Below are 16,003 nucleotides of genomic sequence, written 5' to 3'. Positions count from 1 at the left end.
CAGGGATTTAAGTTAGCTCTATTTCTTCGCTCTCCGATGAATTTTGGGTCGAAGCTTTGCTTTCCGATGCCTCCCTGTCCCCCTTCAACCTCGCCACCTCTTCAGTCAATGTGGCTACCAAATCATCGACTTGATCCCGGCGATATCCATCTTTGACCGTGTCGAACCCGATCTGACTTAGTTCGCCATTGAGCGCGAAGATACGGTTGGCTTCCTTGAACTGTTCTGCCTCTTCAGCAGGCAAGTCAGCCATCACTGGGCCTCGACCAAATACCTTAGAGAAAATCCAGGTGGCGATAATCGCTCCGAGCCCGATGAGCGCCAACACAATGATGATTGTTAAAACCACGCTCATTTACATCGCCTCCTGTGATTGGCTGACTCCAGTGGATTCTATGCCGGATACTAGTTCATCTAGCGGCGGACGCTGTCCAAAAGTCTGCGACCCCGCTTTTCCCAGGCGTCCATAGAACTGTGCACGACTCAAGATAGTTTCAGCAACCACGTGTGCCATCGGCGCCAGCTGGTGAAGCGGGCGGTTGCGGTGTACCCGCGGAGGCAAATCGACCTGTGTTATCGAATCCGCACCAAAGCGCTGTGCCACATCGATCATCAGTCCTGCCTCCACGCCATATCCGTCCACGAATGGCAGCTGGCGCGCAACCGAGCGTCGAATTGCATATTCACCACCTAGCGGCTGGTTTATATGGCCGAGTTCGGGAAAATACATCGACAGTAATGGCTTCGCAGTCAGTTCAGTAACGCGCCCACCACCGGTTGGTTGATCACCGAAGGTCCGTGAATAGGAGGCTTTGACCAGGTTAATCGACTCTGCTTCAAAAGGCGCCGCCAGTGCCGACACTAAGCCAGGAGCAGCTGATTCTAAGTCTGCGTCGACGAAAGCCACAATGTCACCGCGCGCGGCTTCAATTCCACGCCACAATGATTCGCCTTTCCCTGCGCGCACGGGCACATGGCCAAGTACACTGCGCCAGTTAATGACGCGCGCGCCAGCATCAACTGCGAGGCGCGCTGTAGCGTCTTGCGAGTCCGCATCGATGACTATCACCTCTGCTGGCTCATCGGCCAAACAAGCCCAAACGACGTGCGCAATAGTCGCCTCCTCGTTGAGCGCCGGGATCACAACGGAAACGCTCATGCCAGCCCTCGCGTGGCATTCAGCGGTGCCAGATGCCCTTGGATGGCTGCGGTCATGCGTATCGTATCGATGGTCTCAGCGACTTCATGCACCCGGAAGGCTGCCACGCCTTTCGATGCCGCCCATGCCGTCGCAGCAAGTGTTCCAGCCACGCGCTCCCCGACTCCACGGTCCAGGGTCTCGCCGACAAAATCCTTATTGGATAACGCCATCAGCACTGGCCAACCGGTTTCGACCAGCTCGTCAATACGACGCAAAAGCTCGAGCCCGTGAAATGTATTTTTGCCAAAATCATGCGTCGGGTCAATAAACGTCAGCTCCGGCGGACACCCCAATTCTACCGCCTGCTGCGCACGCTGGGTGGTTTCTGAAATGACATCAGCCACTACGTCATCAAAATGAACGCGGTGCGGCCGCGTCCGCGGCACCACGCCGCCGGTGTGCGAGCACACATAGCCCACGCCACGGCTACCTGCGACCTCAATAAGCTCCGGGTCCCACCCAGCCCACGTGTCATTAATCAGGCGCGCGCCAGCATCAATGGCCTTCTCAGCTACTGATGCCCGCCACGTATCCACGCTGATAATGACCTCTGGGTGGCGTGCGGAAATCTCCGCAATTAATGGCACCACGCGTTCAATTTCAGCCGCGGCATCCACCTCATCCCCCGGGCCCGCTTTGACTCCGCCGATATCAACGATGCTCGCGCCCTGCGCGATGACCTCATCGCAGCGTTTGAGCGCGCGTTCAATTCCCCAGGTCTTTCCTTTATCGTAAAAAGAATCTGGGGTGCGATTAATAATCGCCATGACCTGCGGAAAGATAAACCTACTTGTCCCGGTTGAGTCGTCGGACTCGCTCATCGGTCATCTCCTTGTGTGCAGCAACAATATGCTCCACGGCTTCATCGATTGAATCTGTCAGCAGGAATAGATCCATGTCCTGCGGATTGATGTAGCCCCCAGCCACCAGGGATTTACCCATCCAGTCCACCAAGCCAGACCAGTAGTCCGTGCCGATGAGCACTATCGGGTAGTTGGTGACTTTGCCGGTTTGCACCATGCAGAGCACTTCGAATAGCTCATCCATCGTACCCATGCCGCCGGGCAGACAGACAAAAGCCTGCGAGTACTTCAAAAACATAGTCTTGCGCGCAAAGAAGTAACGGAAGTTAATTCCCAAATCCACATACTTGTTCAACCCCTGCTCAAAGGGCAATTCAATACCTAAACCGACAGACAGGCCGCCCGCTTCATATGCGCCACGGTTCGCCGCTTCCATGATGCCGGGCCCACCACCGGTGACCACCGCGTAGTCATTGTCCACCAGCTTGGCGGCTAGTTCCACGCCTTGCGCGTATTCCGGCTGGTCTTCTTTGGTGCGGGCGGAGCCAAAGACCGTGACGGCCTTCGGCAGGTCACTGAGCGCATCGAAACCGGCGACGAATTCGCCTTGGATGCGCAACACCCGCCACGGGTCAGCATGCTTCCAGTCATGGTCCGCGCCCGATTCCAACAATCGCTGGTCATATGTTGAGACTTGCTCACCCTCGGTACGCAGCAACATCGGGCCGCGCAACATGCGGTCGCGTGCCGCGCTTTCCGATGTCCTTGGCGTGCGCTTTCCTGCTGCACCCGAACCAGTACGCAATGGAGCCATGATGGTTTCTCCTCATGAAGGGTTGTTTTTACGTGGTCAAAAATGTCATTAAAGTTTGTGATACTGAGCTTATCTGCTCCACCGGACATTGCTCATCGCGTTTATGCGCGTATCCCGGATCACCAGGCCCAAAATTCACCGCTGGCGTGCCCATTTCTGAAAAGCGCGCGACATCGGTCCAGCCATACTTAGCGCGGACGTTGCCGCCGACGGCATCGATAAGCGCGGCTGCCGATGGCTGTCCCAATCCCGGCAGCGCTGCCCCCGCCACGTCATCGACCTCGTAGCTGATGCCTGGCTCGTCCAAGGTGGCATCGGCAGGCAATTGCTGTGCGGTGTCCAAACCTAGGACCTCAAGCACGTGCGCCATCGCGTCATCGGTGGTGCGGTCTGGTGCGAAACGGAAATTGACGAACATCCACGCATGATCGGGCAGCGTATTAGTAGCAACGCCGGCCTCAAGGTGAACAATATTCAAGCCCTCGCGGTAGGTACACCCGTCAATCGTGACATCGCGCGGGGTGTAGTCTGCGACCTTCTGCATGACTGGGGCGAGCGTGTGCGCGGCGTTGGAGCCCAACCACGCGCGGGCCGAATGCGCACGCGTGCCATGCGCCGTAACACGCAAACGGATGGTGCCCTGACAACCAGCCTCAATCATTGCCCCCGATGGCTCCCCCAACAAGGCCAGATTACCCTGCAGCCAATGCGGGTGATCGCGCTGCAGTTGGCCCAGACCATTGAACTCCGTGGCTACTTCTTCGCCTTCATAGGCAATCAGCGTGAGGTCATGACGCAAGTCCTCGGACGCTGCCAACTGCGCAAATGCGTTCAAATACACGGCCAGCCCGGACTTCATATCGACGGTGCCACACCCGAACATCACATCGCCGTCCATGCGGTGCGGAACGTTATCAGCAATCGGCACTGTATCCACGTGCCCAGCCAACACAATGCGGGAATCCAAGCCGCGCGAAGTCCGCGCACACACCGTATTGCCAAAGCGCGCCAGCTCAATACCGGCGGTGCTCACGAGCGGCGATAACGCCTGCTCAATCGCATCAGCAATGGCTTTTTCATGATGCGACGGAGACGGAATATCAACGAACGCCTTCGTCAGCTCAATCGGATCCTGGGTCAAATCAAGGTGGGGAATCATCACAACTGGCCATCGTAGCGTGAAACCCGCTGGCGATCAGCGCCACTATGGCGTGTAACATCCTTGACCGTTACTATCTTGTTGAAAGAAAAGTGGGCGATGAGTAATTCAGACTCCAATAAATTAAAGACTCGGCACTTGACCATGATGGGCCTGGGTTCGGCGATTGGCGCAGGACTCTTCCTCGGCGTCGGTGTTGGCATCCAGATCGCAGGCACCTCGATTCTGCTCGCATATATGGCCGCAGGTGTCCTGGTCACGCTGATCATGTACATGCTCGGTGAGATGGCCTCTGCGCGTCCATCCCTGGGTTCCTTCTCCACCTATGCCGGTATGGCATTTGGCAATTGGTCACGCTTTACCATGGGCTGGCTGTACTGGTTCATGCTCATCATGGTGATGGGCGCCGAAATCACCGGCGCAGCAGCCATCTTGGGAACGTGGTTCGGTGTCGCCCCGTGGATTCCCGCACTGATTGCCGTGGTGTTCTTTGCCGTGGTTAACTTCGCCGCAGTGCGTGGATTCGGTGAGTTTGAGTTCTGGTTCGCCATCATCAAGGTCGGGGTCATCATCGCTTTCTTGGTACTCGGCGCTTTCCTCATTTTCGGGCCCGCAGAGACTCAAACCAGCAGCTTTGTGGAGAACTTCATGCCCAATGGCATGCCTGGTCTTGCCGCAGGTTTGCTCGCCGTAGCTTTCGCATTCGGCGGCATTGAGCTGGTTACCATCGCCGCCGCCGAGTCGGAGAATCCAGAGCACAACGTCGCCACCGCGGTTCGCGCAATCATCTTCCGCATCATCGTCTTCTACTTGGGTTCGGTCGCAGTCATCACCTTGCTGCTGCCATTCTCGAATATTCAAGACGCCGATGTTGCTGCTCAGTCGCCGTTTACCGAAGTGCTGCGCGTCGCCGAGATTCCATACGCAGCAACGTTTATGGAACTAATCATCGTCATCGCGTTGCTCTCTGCTTTCAATGCGCAGATTTACGCAACATCCCGCCTCGTCTTCGACATGGCACGTGATGGCAACGCCCCTCGCTTTTTCACCCAGCTCTCCCGGACCGGTTCCCCACGCAACGCGGTCATTCTTTCCATGTTTTTCGCATTCGCGTCGGTTGGTCTGCAGTACTGGAATCCCCCTGGCCTACTAACCTTCCTCTTCAATGCGGTCGGCGGTTGTTTGCTCGTCATCTGGTTCTTCATCGTTGCGTCATACATCAAGCTCAAGCCATCGTTAGGCGAAACTGAGCTCCAAGCACCTGGCTTCCCTTGGGTTCCATATTTGGTGCTTGTTGGCCTGATAGGCATCGTTGTGCTCATGCTTTTCGATGCCTCCGCGCGCGGCCAGCTCGTCGCCGTCGCCGTGATCGCCGGCGGACTGACGATTACGTCACTGTTGATGCCTAATTCTCGCGCCAAAGTCTAGGTTTACCTATACTCCATTAAGTATCTATTCCATCGACCCCCTAAGGCTTGAATATTCAATGACTTCTGCATCTGCCCGCGGTTTAGCAACAATCACCCACGACGGAACTGTGTTAGATGTTTGGTTCCCTGCGGTCTCCCTCGATACTCCGGTATCTGCTGCCGGAACTGAGCGCTTGGAAGAGACTCCACAGCAATTTGCAGCCTTAGTTGGCCCTGATGAAGAACGTGGCGTTGCCCGCGTCGCGGTAGAGACCTTTATTGCAGACCTGGATGCCGCGCCAATCGATGCCTACGATGCCTACCTGCGCCTGCATCTGCTCTCCCACCGTCAGGTCAAGCCACACGGTATGAACATGGACGGCATCTTTGGCCACCTTGCCAACGTTGTGTGGACCAACTACGGCCCTTGCGCTGTTGCAGATTTCCAGATGATTCGCGGCCGCCTTGCTTCCCGCGGACCAGTCACCGTCTACTCCGTGGATAAGTTCCCACGCATGGTCGACTACGTGGTTCCTTCCGGTGTTCGCATCGGTGATGCAGACCGCGTCCGATTGGGTGCTTACTTGTCTGAAGGCACCACCGTCATGCACGAGGGCTTTGTAAACTTTAACGCCGGCACCCTTGGCGCTTCCATGGTTGAGGGCCGCATTTCTGCAGGTGTCGTCGTTGGCGATGGCTCCGACATCGGCGGCGGCGCATCCATCATGGGCACCCTGTCCGGCGGCGGCAAGGAAACCATTTCCATCGGTGAGCGCTGCTTGCTCGGCGCCAACTCCGGTGTAGGCATTTCGCTTGGCGATGACTGCGTAGTCGAAGCCGGCCTTTATGTCACCTCCGGTTCCAAGGTTTCTGTGTTCGGTCGCGTCGCAGAAGCCGCTGGGGTTGAAGAAGGCACTTCCGTAAAGGCTGCTGTCCTCTCCGGCGGTTCTGGCATGCTGCTGCGCCGCAACTCTGTAACCGGTGCAATCGAAGCAACCGAGTGGAAGGCTTCCGCAGTCGCTCTCAACGAGGAACTGCACAAGAATTAGCCCACACTCTCCCAGCGCGCCCAGCGGAATCTTTTCCGCCCGGGCGCGCTTTTGCTTTGCTCCCTATCTCGTTCCGCCGTCCCCTTCGCGCTCACCGCAATAACGCTCCTGGCTAGAAGCCCAATCCCTGTGACCGCGAAGGGCGCATCGGTAGCAAAGTTGGCTTGCAATGCGCTGGCCGTGCCCTCCGCGCTCACGTTATTGCATCGGCTAGCTAGAGCGCATCACCTGGTGAGCGCGAAGGTCCTCACAGACCCGCGCGCTCCTTTCTTTCTGCCTTGCTGCTGCTTTCAAGGTGCCCCGCTCCCCTCGCCATACTCGTTGAAGCCGATGGTGCCCTTCGCGGTCACCATCGGTAGGCGGCTGGCTAGAAACGTTGCGTCTGTGAACGCGAAGGGCCGCCGTGTGGGCCACACGACCAGAATGCAGCGCTTTCCGATGCAGCGTCATGCTTACTGCCCCGCCGAGCAAGGCCTGAGCCCTTCGCGCTCACAGTAGAGCTCCGCCTGGCGAGAGACGTTGCCGGCGTGAGCGCGAGGGGCGCGGAGAGCGCCGAGTGAGAAAGTTTATCAACAGGATTTTGTTGAAGCATCATCTAAAAGCCAGAAAAGGGCAGGGTTATCCACAGCTGTGGCCGCTCGGCGTGGTGCAGGCTAGACAGGGTGCAATAGCGTGAGGTGCATGAATGTGTGGACGACGCGTCAGTTGAGGGCTAGGGGCATCGGCAAGCGAAGGCAAGCAACGCTGGTTGCCAGCGGTAAGCTGCACCGGGTTCATCGGGGAATCTATGTGGAAGGCAAACCAACAGCGGAGAATTTTGCGCGTGCCCTGACCAGCACATTGGCTGGAGTCGCGTTAACGGGCAGGTCAGCGACGCAAGTACATTTAAAGCAAACGCTGAGCTTTCCGCTGGAGCTTGCGGGGCCACGCACGATTCGGGGCGCAAATTTCAAGGTAAGACACTCGAGAAAGCAGCCGACGCAGACAATCGCTGGGATTCGGGTAGTTGAGCCATTGTGGGCTGCGCGTAGTAGCCGCTATGAGCGGACGTGGCTGTTGGAGCAACGCTACCGCGGGCATGAGGGCCCAGGGCGGCTGCGAGCAGACCTCGCGCGGATGCGGCGGGTGCCAAAGGCTCTGCGGGAAGTTCTGAAAGGATGCTCCATCGGTGCCGATAGCAACGCAGAGAAAGACCTAGCGGCAGCACTGCGGCGGGCGGGGTTCCAGATTGAACACAACGCTAGACTTGCCGGATACCGCTTCGACTTGTGGCTGAAGAAGCTCGGCATCCTCATTGAAGTGGATGGCATTGAGGTGCACAGCAATGCCAAAAGCCTCGTGTCGGATCGTTGGAAATCAAATGACGGCCTGGCACTGGGATGCGTGGTTCTGCGGTTTAGCGCAGACTGTATCTGCTACCACCTCAAGCAAGTGGTGCGAAAAGTCCAGGAGATAGCTGCGTGGATTCGCAGCGGCCGTCCACGCAAAGACGGAACCGAATTCGCCGGCAATCCGGTATTCAACTGGCACGAATGCGTGCGGTGGTCCTAGTTGGGGACGGCGTCAGAGACAATAACTGGGTTCTTGGGTTTGGAGCGGAAGGTCCAGAGTTTGTTGATGACAAAGTTGATAGGCATAGCAACAATGATGGAGATGGCAGATGCCCAGTAGAATTTAGTGCGGAAGCCCGTGGAGTCGTCGAAAATCTCAGGCGGCAGCGCAATCGGAGAGGTTTCATTCATGAGCATTGTTGCCAGAATCTGGCTGACCACTAACGCACCGATGCCCGCCATGAGGAAGGGGAAGAAACCACGCAGCCAAGAGATACGCTGGGTGGATTTGAACGTCCACATGCGGTTTAGCTGATAGTTCCAGGTATTAGCAACCAAAAAGGCGATGGTCATAAACACGTGATACCAGCGGATATTCCACTGGGTTCCAAGTAAGTTCAGGAATACGTCATGCTCGGAGATATCTGCCGACCACAGTGCAAATTGCTTGGTCAAGTACACAATCAGGAGGTTGACCACCGTGCCGGATCCGCCGACGATACCGAATCGGATGAACTGCCCCATGTTTGTAATAAACCGAGCTACCGTCATGCTCTCTAGTAACCCTTCTTTGTGGACAATTCTTTAAACCGCAAGTTTAGGGCGCTGAGTAAACAATACCTAAACTCGTTGCGAATTATTAAAGTCTAGCGCAGCCAGGCAGCACAAATCGCCGCCACACGGCAACTGAAGCATGTGCTTGCCGATGCCCCCATCGGCAAGGTCACACTCCCCTAGCGCTGTGCAGCAGCGAGACGCTCACACGCAGCGTCAATGCGCTCATCGGTGCCGTTAAGGCCGACGCGGATAAATTCCGCGCCGATATCACCGTAAAAGTCACCTGGGGCAACGAGGATGCCCAATTCAGCCAACCAGGCGACATCTTCGCGGCAATTATTGCCGCGAGTTGCCCAGAGGTACATTCCGGCTTCGGAATGGGAGATGGTGAATCCGGCATCGGTTAGCGCACGCATGAGCTTGGCACGACGCACCGCATAGCGTTGGGCCTGCAGGGCTTCGGTCGCGTCATCGTCAAGCGCGGCAACCATAGCTGCCTGAATCGGCCCTGGCACCATGAGGCCCGCGTGCTTGCGGACCTCGAGCAGCTCAGCAATGAGCTTTTCATCTCCTGCGAAGAAACCCGCGCGGTAGGAAGCCATATTCGCTGACTTGGACAAAGAGTGCATCGCAATCAGCCCGGTCATATCGCCATCGGTCACGCGCTGATCCAAGATGGATACTGGCTGTTTATCATCATCCCATGCCAGCGCCATGTAGCACTCATCAGAGGCCACGATGGCGTCATGTTCGCGGGCCCAAGCAACGATGTCACGCAGCTTATCGATGCTTAGTACTTCCCCCGTCGGATTCGACGGCGAGTTGATAAATACCAAGGACGCATCTTCAAACGCCTCAGTGTCATCAGCTCGAATGACCTCTGCACCCGCGATCTTGGCACCGACTTCATAGGTTGGGTACGCAACGGTCGGAATCACCACGGATTCCCCACGCATGCCTAGAAGCGTTGGCAGCCACGCGATTGCTTCCTTGGTGCCAATAACCGGTAGCACAGCCTGAGTGCTTAAACCTGTGATTGCGTAACGGCGCTCCAACGCGTTCGCAATCGCCGCACGAAGCTCAGGCGTGCCGGTAGTTTGTGGATAGCCAGGCGCCGCCGCGGCCGCCGACAAAGCCAGCTGCACCGTTGGGGATACCTCATCCACTGGAGTGCCCACGGACAAGTCCACGATTCCATCTGGGTGGGACGCAGCCTTGGCTTTTGCATCAGCCAAGGAGTTCCACGGGAAATCCGGTAGAACACTACCCAATGGAGAACGAGCCATGGTGGGAATACTCCTTATTACTTAATCTATTCTTGGTTTTGAGGTGGCAATGCCGCAACAAATGCCGCATCGAAGTCCTGCGGACCGGAGCCCGCAGCACCGCCTGGGGAACCCAGGTCATCGAAGAACGCCGCGTTTGCGTCGTTGTATTCGATCCACTCATCTGGAACATCATCTTCATAGAAGATTGCTTCAACTGGGCATGCAGGCTCACAAGCACCGCAGTCCACGCACTCATCCGGGTGGATGTAGAGCATGCGCTTGCCTTCGTAGATGCAGTCTACTGGGCATTCTTCAACACAGCCGCGGTCCATTACGTCGACGCAGGGCTGAGCAATTGTATAAGTCATGGGGTATAAATTCTCCTGAAATCCGGCACTATCCAGACAATTATCAGTATGTCACTTAGACACTACAAATGGCCAAACACCACCGATTATCCCGGCAAAAAGCAAGGCGACAGTGCGAATATTACTACCAAGCAACTGATCTCCACCGACCTGTCCCCACACCAATAGTGCGAAGAATCCAAGCACCCACGCAATCACGGGGATAGCCGCGATGAGCGGGTGGGCAGTCCACAGCTTCGCTGTTTTGCTCAGCACGCGGTTGAACCACCAAGCAATCAAGATGGTGATGGGAATGGCGATGCGCAGTCCGTTTGGCACCGTAATATAGGCTCCTAAATATACCACTTCCAGCACCAATGACAGCAACGCGCCAACCGTGAGCCACACCATCCCACCGATGGCTTCGCCGCGGGAGAATTCAAAGGGGATGAAGTTACTGCTCATTGAAAAATTCCTCCCAGACATTCCCGGTCAGTGGTGCGTACTCAGTCCCATCAATATCCGCTGGCAAGGGGTTTGCTTCGCCTTGACTGCGCTGCAGATATTCAGCTCGCACGATGGGCATCACCAGAAGATTTGATAAGGCATAGGCTTTAGGCGCGATATCAGGGGCGTTGCATACGGTATATCGCGGCTGCGGGTTGGTATTGCTCACGGTGCCATCCCCCATCCACACCTGCGTGGGGTGGGAGGCGATGCCGGCAACCTTGGCGGTGTAGGCGGCATCGGTTAGCTCAAGCTTTAAGTCATACGCCGGGTTGGTGAAATTAACCAGATAGTCCTCATCTGGATATGCCCAGCCCTCAGCAGGTTGCACGGTCGCCAGGGCGTCACGGATGGCGTCGCGCTGGTAAATCGTCCACCACACATTGCTTACACCGGCCGCCTGGCACGCGCGCTCCGTCGCTTGATGCACCGCAATATGGTCCGGGTGCCCATAGCCGCCATCGGGGCCATACGTAATCACCGCGTGGGGCCGAAAGGAGCTAATTTGCTTGCCGATGCCCCGCGCCGCCTCATCCACTCTATTCACCAAGGCCCGCGGATGCGCATGGGCCGGCGAGCCCGCCATGCCGGAGTCACGGAAATGCCCAGGGGCCACGAGGAATTCACTGCGCGCACCGATCGCTGCGGCCGCGTCCTGGAGTTCGCGAATGCGGAATCCGCCCAAAAGGTCTGAGCCTTCCAAAGACTTAAACCGCTCCCCGATGACTTCGCCCTCTTCCCCCAGAGTTGCGGTAAGAAGCAGCACGTCAGCGCCACGTTGGGTCAGCTCAGCGATGGTGCCGCCGGTAAACAACACTTCATCATCTGGGTGCGCATGCACCACCAAGACTCTTTTACCAGTGAGTTCATTGCTGAGTTGATTCTTCATCTGCGGTGTCATCGGTTGTGTCATCTTTGTCTACTTCCCATTCCGGTGCCGAGGTAATTCCGCGGTGCCAGTCGATGATATTTTCATCCGAGTCTTCTTCGAAGCGATATGCGCGAATGCGGGTTTCATCAATCAACGGCAGGTACAGTGCCTGTTCACGGTTAACCTCGCGCATGAGCGCCAGCCCGTCTTGGGCACTGAGCTCGCCGGATAAGATGCTGCCCGCGGTCTGCTCAAAGTCCTCGAAACATGCTAGTGACAGGTTACCTGACCAGGTCTGCGCACTATCGTCCGCATCCTGGGCTGGCTCCGTGGTGCTCGTGGGCGCCGCGCTTGCCGATGTCGTCGGTGCCGCCGACGTGTTCTCCTCCGTACCGCACGTAAAGAAGCTGGCCATATTCGCAGGTGTGACTTCGGTATCCACGCCTGACAAGATCGCGTCGATTTCTGCTTCTGGCAACAGCTGATCAACCAACGTTGACATGCGGTCTTCTACAACTCGGGCTTCTACGCCAGCTTGATTCAGCATGTCGACCATGGTCATGGCCGCATTAGATGCGCCAGCATCGGTGGGATCGACACCGATGCGTATCGGGTCGTCTTGTGCCACTGCGCGCAATTGGGCGAGCTCTTCGTTACTCGCCGTTCCCAGCAGCGCATTGCCGCCATAGGGAACACGAATATCCGCGGAACGCTCCGCAGCCAAGCGAGCGACCTGCTCGGAGTCAATCAGTGACATGAGCGTGCGGCGCAGATTCGGAGTCGTGAGTACTTCAGATCGCGTTGATAGATTCAGGCGCAACTGCCGGGTTGGATACGCATCCACGCTATGTACCCCACTGACTAAACTCAGCTGTTCCTTCAAAGTTTGTGCGGGCTCAATGTCAACGAAGCTGACCTGACCTGATCGCAGTAACGTCGCCGCCTGTGGGGTTGAGCGAATCGCACGTAGCTGCACCACATCAATATCTGCCGGGTCCTTGCCCCAGAAACGGTCATTGCGGTTCAACGTAATCATCCCACGCGCCTGATCAATGCTGGCGACGCTAAACTTGCCCGCCGATGCCGGAATATCCGTCTCCAACACTGACTCAAATTCCCCTGCCTCTAGCAGGTGCGAAGGCAAAAGGTGCGCGAATAACGCATGCCAGTCATCGACACGCTGATCAAAATCAACGGTCACGACGCTACCGCCCGCAGACGTAGTGATGAGTGAAATCGCCCGATAAGGCGCCACCTGACGCACCCCGGGTGTGGAAATCATCTCGCGCCACAGGTATTCAAAATCAGCACCAGTAATCGGAGTTCCATCAGACCACTGCGCGGCATCATTCAGGGTGTAGCGCACCCGCTGGACAACCCCTGAAGGCGCATCAATTTCCCGCGCCGAATCCAAGACGTCCTCGTCCGGAAAGCTGCCATGGAAGGCAGAGGGCAGAACCAAATCTGCCATCGCATCCACCAGCTCAGTGCTATCTGATGTCAGATGCGGGTTAAAGCCCAAAGAAAAAGGATCGACGCCTACCGAAACAATGGAGCGGTCAACGCCACCATCGTCGTCGGCTCCCTCACCCGTCTCTTCTTCCGCGGCTTCGTCCTCAGGGTCATCCACATCAACACCGTCCTCCCCCTCGGGGGCGGTGTCGTCTTCGGCAGCGGGGTCATCGGCAAGCAATGGCTCCTCCACCGTCGGCGCAGGGCCAGGTGAAGCCATGCAACCAGCCAACACAGACGCTGAGATAACCAGCGTGAAGCCAGTGCGCTTCAAACCTGACCGAGCCACGCGAGACTACTTATTCAGCTGCTTCGCCTTGGATGCCGCGCGGCGGCGATCGGTGGCAGACAGATGAACCTTGCGCACGCGCAGCACCTCAGGACCGACCTCAACGCACTCATCATTGCCACAGAACTCTAGAGCTTCCTCAAGGGAAAGGTTACGAGCCTTAGACAACGTCACGGTTGCATCAGCGGAAGCTGCACGCATGTTGGTCAGCTTCTTTTCCTTGGTGATGTTGATGTCCATATCCTCATCACGGTTATTAGCACCAACGACCATGCCCTCATAAGCCTCAACGCCTGGCTCAACGAAGAAGTCGCCACGATCAGCCAGCTGCATCAATGCATAAGCAGTGATCTGGCCGGAACGGTCTGCCACCAAAGAACCGGTTGGGCGAGCCTTAATCTCGCCTGCCCAAACGTCCATGCCATCAGCCAAAGAGTTGGAGATACCGGATCCGCGGGTCTCGGTCATAAACACGGTGCGGAAGCCAATCAAACCACGTGCAGGAATGCGGAATGTCATGCGAACCCAATCGCCTTCGCGAACATCCATCGACTGCATCTGGCCCTTACGGTTAGCCATCAGCTGGGTAACGGAACCCTGGAACTCGCTAGGCACGTCAATGGTGACCATTTCATAAGGCTCATGAACCTTGCCATCAATAACCTGGGTAACAACCTGTGGTTTACCCACGGTCAGCTCGAAGCCTTCGCGGCGCATGGACTCAATGAGAACAGACAGCGCCATCTCGCCACGGCCCTGAACTTCCCATGCATCGGGGCGCTCAGTAGGCAGAACGCGCAGGGACACGTTACCGATAAGCTCCTGGTCCAGGCGAGCCTTGACCAGACGAGCGGTCAGCTTGGTGCCGCCGCCACGACCAGCCAAAGGCGAGGTATTAACACCAATGGTCATGGAAATCGCTGGCTCATCCACGGTGATGCGTGGTAGTGGAACCGGGTGCTCGGTATCGGTGATGGTGTCACCGATCATGATGTCGGAGATGCCTGAAATCGCGACAATATCGCCCGCGATAGCTTCCTCGGTCGGCTGACGCTCAAAGCCAACGGTGCGCAAAAGCTCAGCAACCTTCACGTTCTTCACGTGCTGGTTACCCTCATCGTCATAGTGGATCCACGCGACCTGCTGGCCCTTCTTGATCTTGCCCGCGTGAATACGCAGCAGTGCGATACGGCCAAGGAAGTCGGAGGAGTCAAGGTTGGCAACATGTGCCTGCAATGGTGCTTCGACGGTCGCGGAAGGTTCTGGTAGCACGTTGTAGATAACGTCGAACAAAGGCTGCAGGGAGTCGCCTTCTGGCACGTTGGCGTTGCCAGGGTTCTCGGTAGATGCGATGCCCGCGCGGCCGGAAGCATAGAGGACAGGTAGGTCAAGCAGCTCTTCAGCGGCGGCAGATGCCTCTGGGTCTTCCAGACCAGCAGCGATTTCGAGCAGCAGGTCTTGGGCGTCGGACACAACTTCCTCAATACGCGCGTCTGGGCGGTCAGTCTTATTCACCGCAATAATCACCGGAAGCTTCGCCTCAAGTGCCTTGGTCAGCACGAAGCGAGTCTGCGGCAGTGGGCCCTCGGAAGCATCAACCAGCAGAACCACGCCGTCGACCATGGACAGGCCGCGCTCGACCTCGCCACCGAAGTCGGCGTGACCTGGGGTGTCAATTACGTTGATGATGAGGTCAGCGCCGTCTTTGCCCTGGCCTTTACGGTGGATCGCGGTGTTCTTCGCCAAAATGGTGATGCCGCGCTCGCGCTCCTGGTCATTGGAGTCCATGACGCGGTCCGAGTGGTCGCCGTGTTCACCGAATGCGCCGGACTGCTCCAGCATTCCGTTGACAAGGGTGGTTTTGCCGTGGTCAACGTGGGCGACGATGGCAACATTTCGGAACTCAGTGGTGGTCACTAAAGGAATCTCCTCACAGAAAAAAGTAAAAGCTAGCTCTTAAACAGTACTCGCATGTAGCTCTCAGTGCACTATTTACGCGCCCCGAGTGTGATCTACATCTTCCCCCGCTCCCCCACGCAGGCCGCAAAGGCGGCATCGGCAAGCATCTGCTCCACCCCGTAACCTTCACGTTCACCGAATAAGTACTCCTAGCCAGATAAATAGAGAGCGTGAGCGCGTAGGGACACCGATCCGCACTTGCTTACCGATACGCCCCTTCCCCAGGCTGCCATCCCACTAACTAGCCGTCGCGCCCTTCGCATTCACCAGCACACAATCTCCCGTAAGGCCCCGCATCATGGTGATCGCGAGGGGTTCACTGCACCGGTTTTCCCGCTCCGCACCCTTCGCGCTCACCGAATAAGTGCTCTTAGCCAGAAGAGTCGAGAGTGTGAGCGCGTAGGGCGCACTGTTGCGCACATGCTTACCGATGCACTCCTCCCCCAGGCAGCCCTCCCGCCAAGCAACCCGCACCCTTCGCGCTCACGGGCGCGAAGCGACTGACCAGACCCCGCGCGATCGTGAGCGCGAAGGGTGCGCTGTGGAGAATCGTGGGTGCGCGGTTAAGAGATTTTGAACGTTATGTAACGAATCAGTCTCAATGGTCGAAGTACTAAATAACAGTCGGCCTAAGGGTTGACTGCGTGCAAAAAGTGAATATTGTTACTAGGGGTGCAGAAGTTACCAATGTGACTAATGTGATTAGC

The 16,003-nt window shown here is 57.0% G+C and carries 15 protein-coding genes; 3 read left to right on the top strand and 12 right to left on the bottom strand.

What is annotated here, in order from left to right; translation table 11 throughout:
* Positions 1-7 precede the first annotated feature (7 nt).
* From ACG98I_RS06555 to dapE, 5 genes are all read right to left on the bottom strand, one after another.
* Positions 8-355: a DivIVA domain-containing protein gene (locus tag ACG98I_RS06555; RefSeq protein WP_394719495.1), complete on the bottom strand. Its 348-nt coding sequence runs from the start codon at positions 353-355 to the stop codon at positions 8-10.
* Complete coding sequence (locus tag ACG98I_RS06550; protein WP_394719497.1) at positions 356-1,159, bottom strand: glucosyl-3-phosphoglycerate synthase; 804 nt, start codon at positions 1,157-1,159, stop codon at positions 356-358.
* The gene (folP, locus tag ACG98I_RS06545; protein ID WP_394719498.1) at positions 1,156-2,022 is read right to left on the bottom strand and encodes a dihydropteroate synthase; all 867 of its coding nucleotides are present in this window, start codon (positions 2,020-2,022) and stop codon (positions 1,156-1,158) included. The genes ACG98I_RS06550 and folP overlap by 4 nt, the downstream gene beginning before the upstream one ends.
* On the bottom strand, positions 1,988-2,725 hold the full coding sequence (locus ACG98I_RS06540) for a TIGR00730 family Rossman fold protein (RefSeq protein ID WP_394719582.1): 738 nt from the start codon (positions 2,723-2,725) through the stop codon (positions 1,988-1,990). The genes folP and ACG98I_RS06540 overlap by 35 nt, the downstream gene beginning before the upstream one ends.
* Positions 2,726-2,846: 121 nt before the next feature.
* Positions 2,847-3,977, bottom strand: a complete 1,131-nt coding sequence (gene dapE, locus ACG98I_RS06535; protein ID WP_394719584.1) for a succinyl-diaminopimelate desuccinylase — start codon at positions 3,975-3,977, stop codon at positions 2,847-2,849.
* A gap of 99 nt (positions 3,978-4,076) precedes the next feature.
* Here dapE and ACG98I_RS06530 point away from each other — a divergent pair, with 99 nt between their 5' ends.
* The 3 genes from ACG98I_RS06530 to ACG98I_RS06520 all read left to right on the top strand — a co-directional run bounded on the left by ACG98I_RS06530 (position 4,077) and on the right by ACG98I_RS06520 (position 7,986).
* A complete protein-coding gene (locus ACG98I_RS06530; protein ID WP_394719500.1) occupies positions 4,077-5,405 on the top strand; it encodes an amino acid permease in 1,329 nt (442 codons plus the stop codon).
* 58 nt (positions 5,406-5,463) lie between these two features.
* The gene (gene dapD / locus ACG98I_RS06525; RefSeq protein ID WP_394719502.1) at positions 5,464-6,435 is read left to right on the top strand and encodes a 2,3,4,5-tetrahydropyridine-2,6-dicarboxylate N-succinyltransferase; all 972 of its coding nucleotides are present in this window, start codon (positions 5,464-5,466) and stop codon (positions 6,433-6,435) included.
* 681 nt (positions 6,436-7,116) lie between these two features.
* Positions 7,117-7,986, top strand: a complete 870-nt coding sequence (locus ACG98I_RS06520) for a hypothetical protein (RefSeq protein ID WP_394719504.1) — start codon at positions 7,117-7,119, stop codon at positions 7,984-7,986.
* Here the strand turns inward: ACG98I_RS06520 and ACG98I_RS06515 are convergent.
* The 7 genes from ACG98I_RS06515 to typA all read right to left on the bottom strand — a co-directional run bounded on the left by ACG98I_RS06515 (position 7,983) and on the right by typA (position 15,254).
* On the bottom strand, positions 7,983-8,537 hold the full coding sequence (locus ACG98I_RS06515) for a GtrA family protein (RefSeq protein ID WP_394719505.1): 555 nt from the start codon (positions 8,535-8,537) through the stop codon (positions 7,983-7,985). The genes ACG98I_RS06520 and ACG98I_RS06515 overlap by 4 nt on opposite strands.
* 182 nt (positions 8,538-8,719) lie before the next feature.
* A complete protein-coding gene (dapC, locus tag ACG98I_RS06510; RefSeq protein ID WP_394719507.1) occupies positions 8,720-9,829 on the bottom strand; it encodes a succinyldiaminopimelate transaminase in 1,110 nt (369 codons plus the stop codon).
* A 26-nt stretch (positions 9,830-9,855) separates the two neighbouring features.
* Positions 9,856-10,179, bottom strand: a complete 324-nt coding sequence (fdxA, locus tag ACG98I_RS06505; RefSeq protein WP_394719508.1) for a ferredoxin — start codon at positions 10,177-10,179, stop codon at positions 9,856-9,858.
* Between the two features lie 51 nt (positions 10,180-10,230).
* A complete protein-coding gene (locus ACG98I_RS06500) occupies positions 10,231-10,623 on the bottom strand; it encodes a hypothetical protein (protein ID WP_394719510.1) in 393 nt (130 codons plus the stop codon).
* Positions 10,613-11,578, bottom strand: a complete 966-nt coding sequence (locus ACG98I_RS06495) for a PIG-L family deacetylase (protein WP_394719512.1) — start codon at positions 11,576-11,578, stop codon at positions 10,613-10,615. Before ACG98I_RS06495 ends, ACG98I_RS06500 begins: the two co-directional genes overlap by 11 nt.
* A complete protein-coding gene (locus tag ACG98I_RS06490; RefSeq protein ID WP_394719514.1) occupies positions 11,532-13,337 on the bottom strand; it encodes an ABC transporter family substrate-binding protein in 1,806 nt (601 codons plus the stop codon). Before ACG98I_RS06490 ends, ACG98I_RS06495 begins: the two co-directional genes overlap by 47 nt.
* 6 nt (positions 13,338-13,343) lie before the next feature.
* Positions 13,344-15,254, bottom strand: a complete 1,911-nt coding sequence (gene typA / locus ACG98I_RS06485; protein WP_394719515.1) for a translational GTPase TypA — start codon at positions 15,252-15,254, stop codon at positions 13,344-13,346.
* Positions 15,255-16,003: the final 749 nt, after the last annotated feature.

It is taken from the genome of Corynebacterium sp. L4757 (assembly GCF_043673995.1).
Taxonomy (GTDB): Bacteria; Actinomycetota; Actinomycetes; order Mycobacteriales; family Mycobacteriaceae; genus Corynebacterium.
The sequence above is the reverse complement of the archived record's forward strand: the minus strand, read 5'-3'. Positions and strand labels throughout refer to the sequence as shown.

Bases quoted from the DNA above. Each gene is read 5' to 3' on its own strand.
- ACG98I_RS06555 (WP_394719495.1), bottom strand. From the start codon at position 355: ATGAGCGTGGTTTTAACAATCATCATTGTGTTGGCGCTCATCGGGCTC.
- ACG98I_RS06550 (WP_394719497.1), bottom strand. From the start codon at position 1,159: ATGAGCGTTTCCGTTGTGATCCCGGCGCTCAACGAGGAGGCGACTATT.
- folP (WP_394719498.1), bottom strand. From the start codon at position 2,022: ATGAGCGAGTCCGACGACTCAACCGGGACAAGTAGGTTTATCTTTCCG.
- ACG98I_RS06540 (WP_394719582.1), bottom strand. From the start codon at position 2,725: ATGTTGCTGCGTACCGAGGGTGAGCAAGTCTCAACATATGACCAGCGA.
- dapE (WP_394719584.1), bottom strand. From the start codon at position 3,977: ATGATTCCCCACCTTGATTTGACCCAGGATCCGATTGAGCTGACGAAG.
- ACG98I_RS06530 (WP_394719500.1), top strand. From the start codon at position 4,077: ATGAGTAATTCAGACTCCAATAAATTAAAGACTCGGCACTTGACCATG.
- dapD (WP_394719502.1), top strand. From the start codon at position 5,464: ATGACTTCTGCATCTGCCCGCGGTTTAGCAACAATCACCCACGACGGA.
- ACG98I_RS06520 (WP_394719504.1), top strand. From the start codon at position 7,117: ATGAATGTGTGGACGACGCGTCAGTTGAGGGCTAGGGGCATCGGCAAG.
- ACG98I_RS06515 (WP_394719505.1), bottom strand. From the start codon at position 8,537: ATGACGGTAGCTCGGTTTATTACAAACATGGGGCAGTTCATCCGATTC.
- dapC (WP_394719507.1), bottom strand. From the start codon at position 9,829: ATGGCTCGTTCTCCATTGGGTAGTGTTCTACCGGATTTCCCGTGGAAC.
- fdxA (WP_394719508.1), bottom strand. From the start codon at position 10,179: ATGACTTATACAATTGCTCAGCCCTGCGTCGACGTAATGGACCGCGGC.
- ACG98I_RS06500 (WP_394719510.1), bottom strand. From the start codon at position 10,623: ATGAGCAGTAACTTCATCCCCTTTGAATTCTCCCGCGGCGAAGCCATC.
- ACG98I_RS06495 (WP_394719512.1), bottom strand. From the start codon at position 11,578: ATGACACAACCGATGACACCGCAGATGAAGAATCAACTCAGCAATGAA.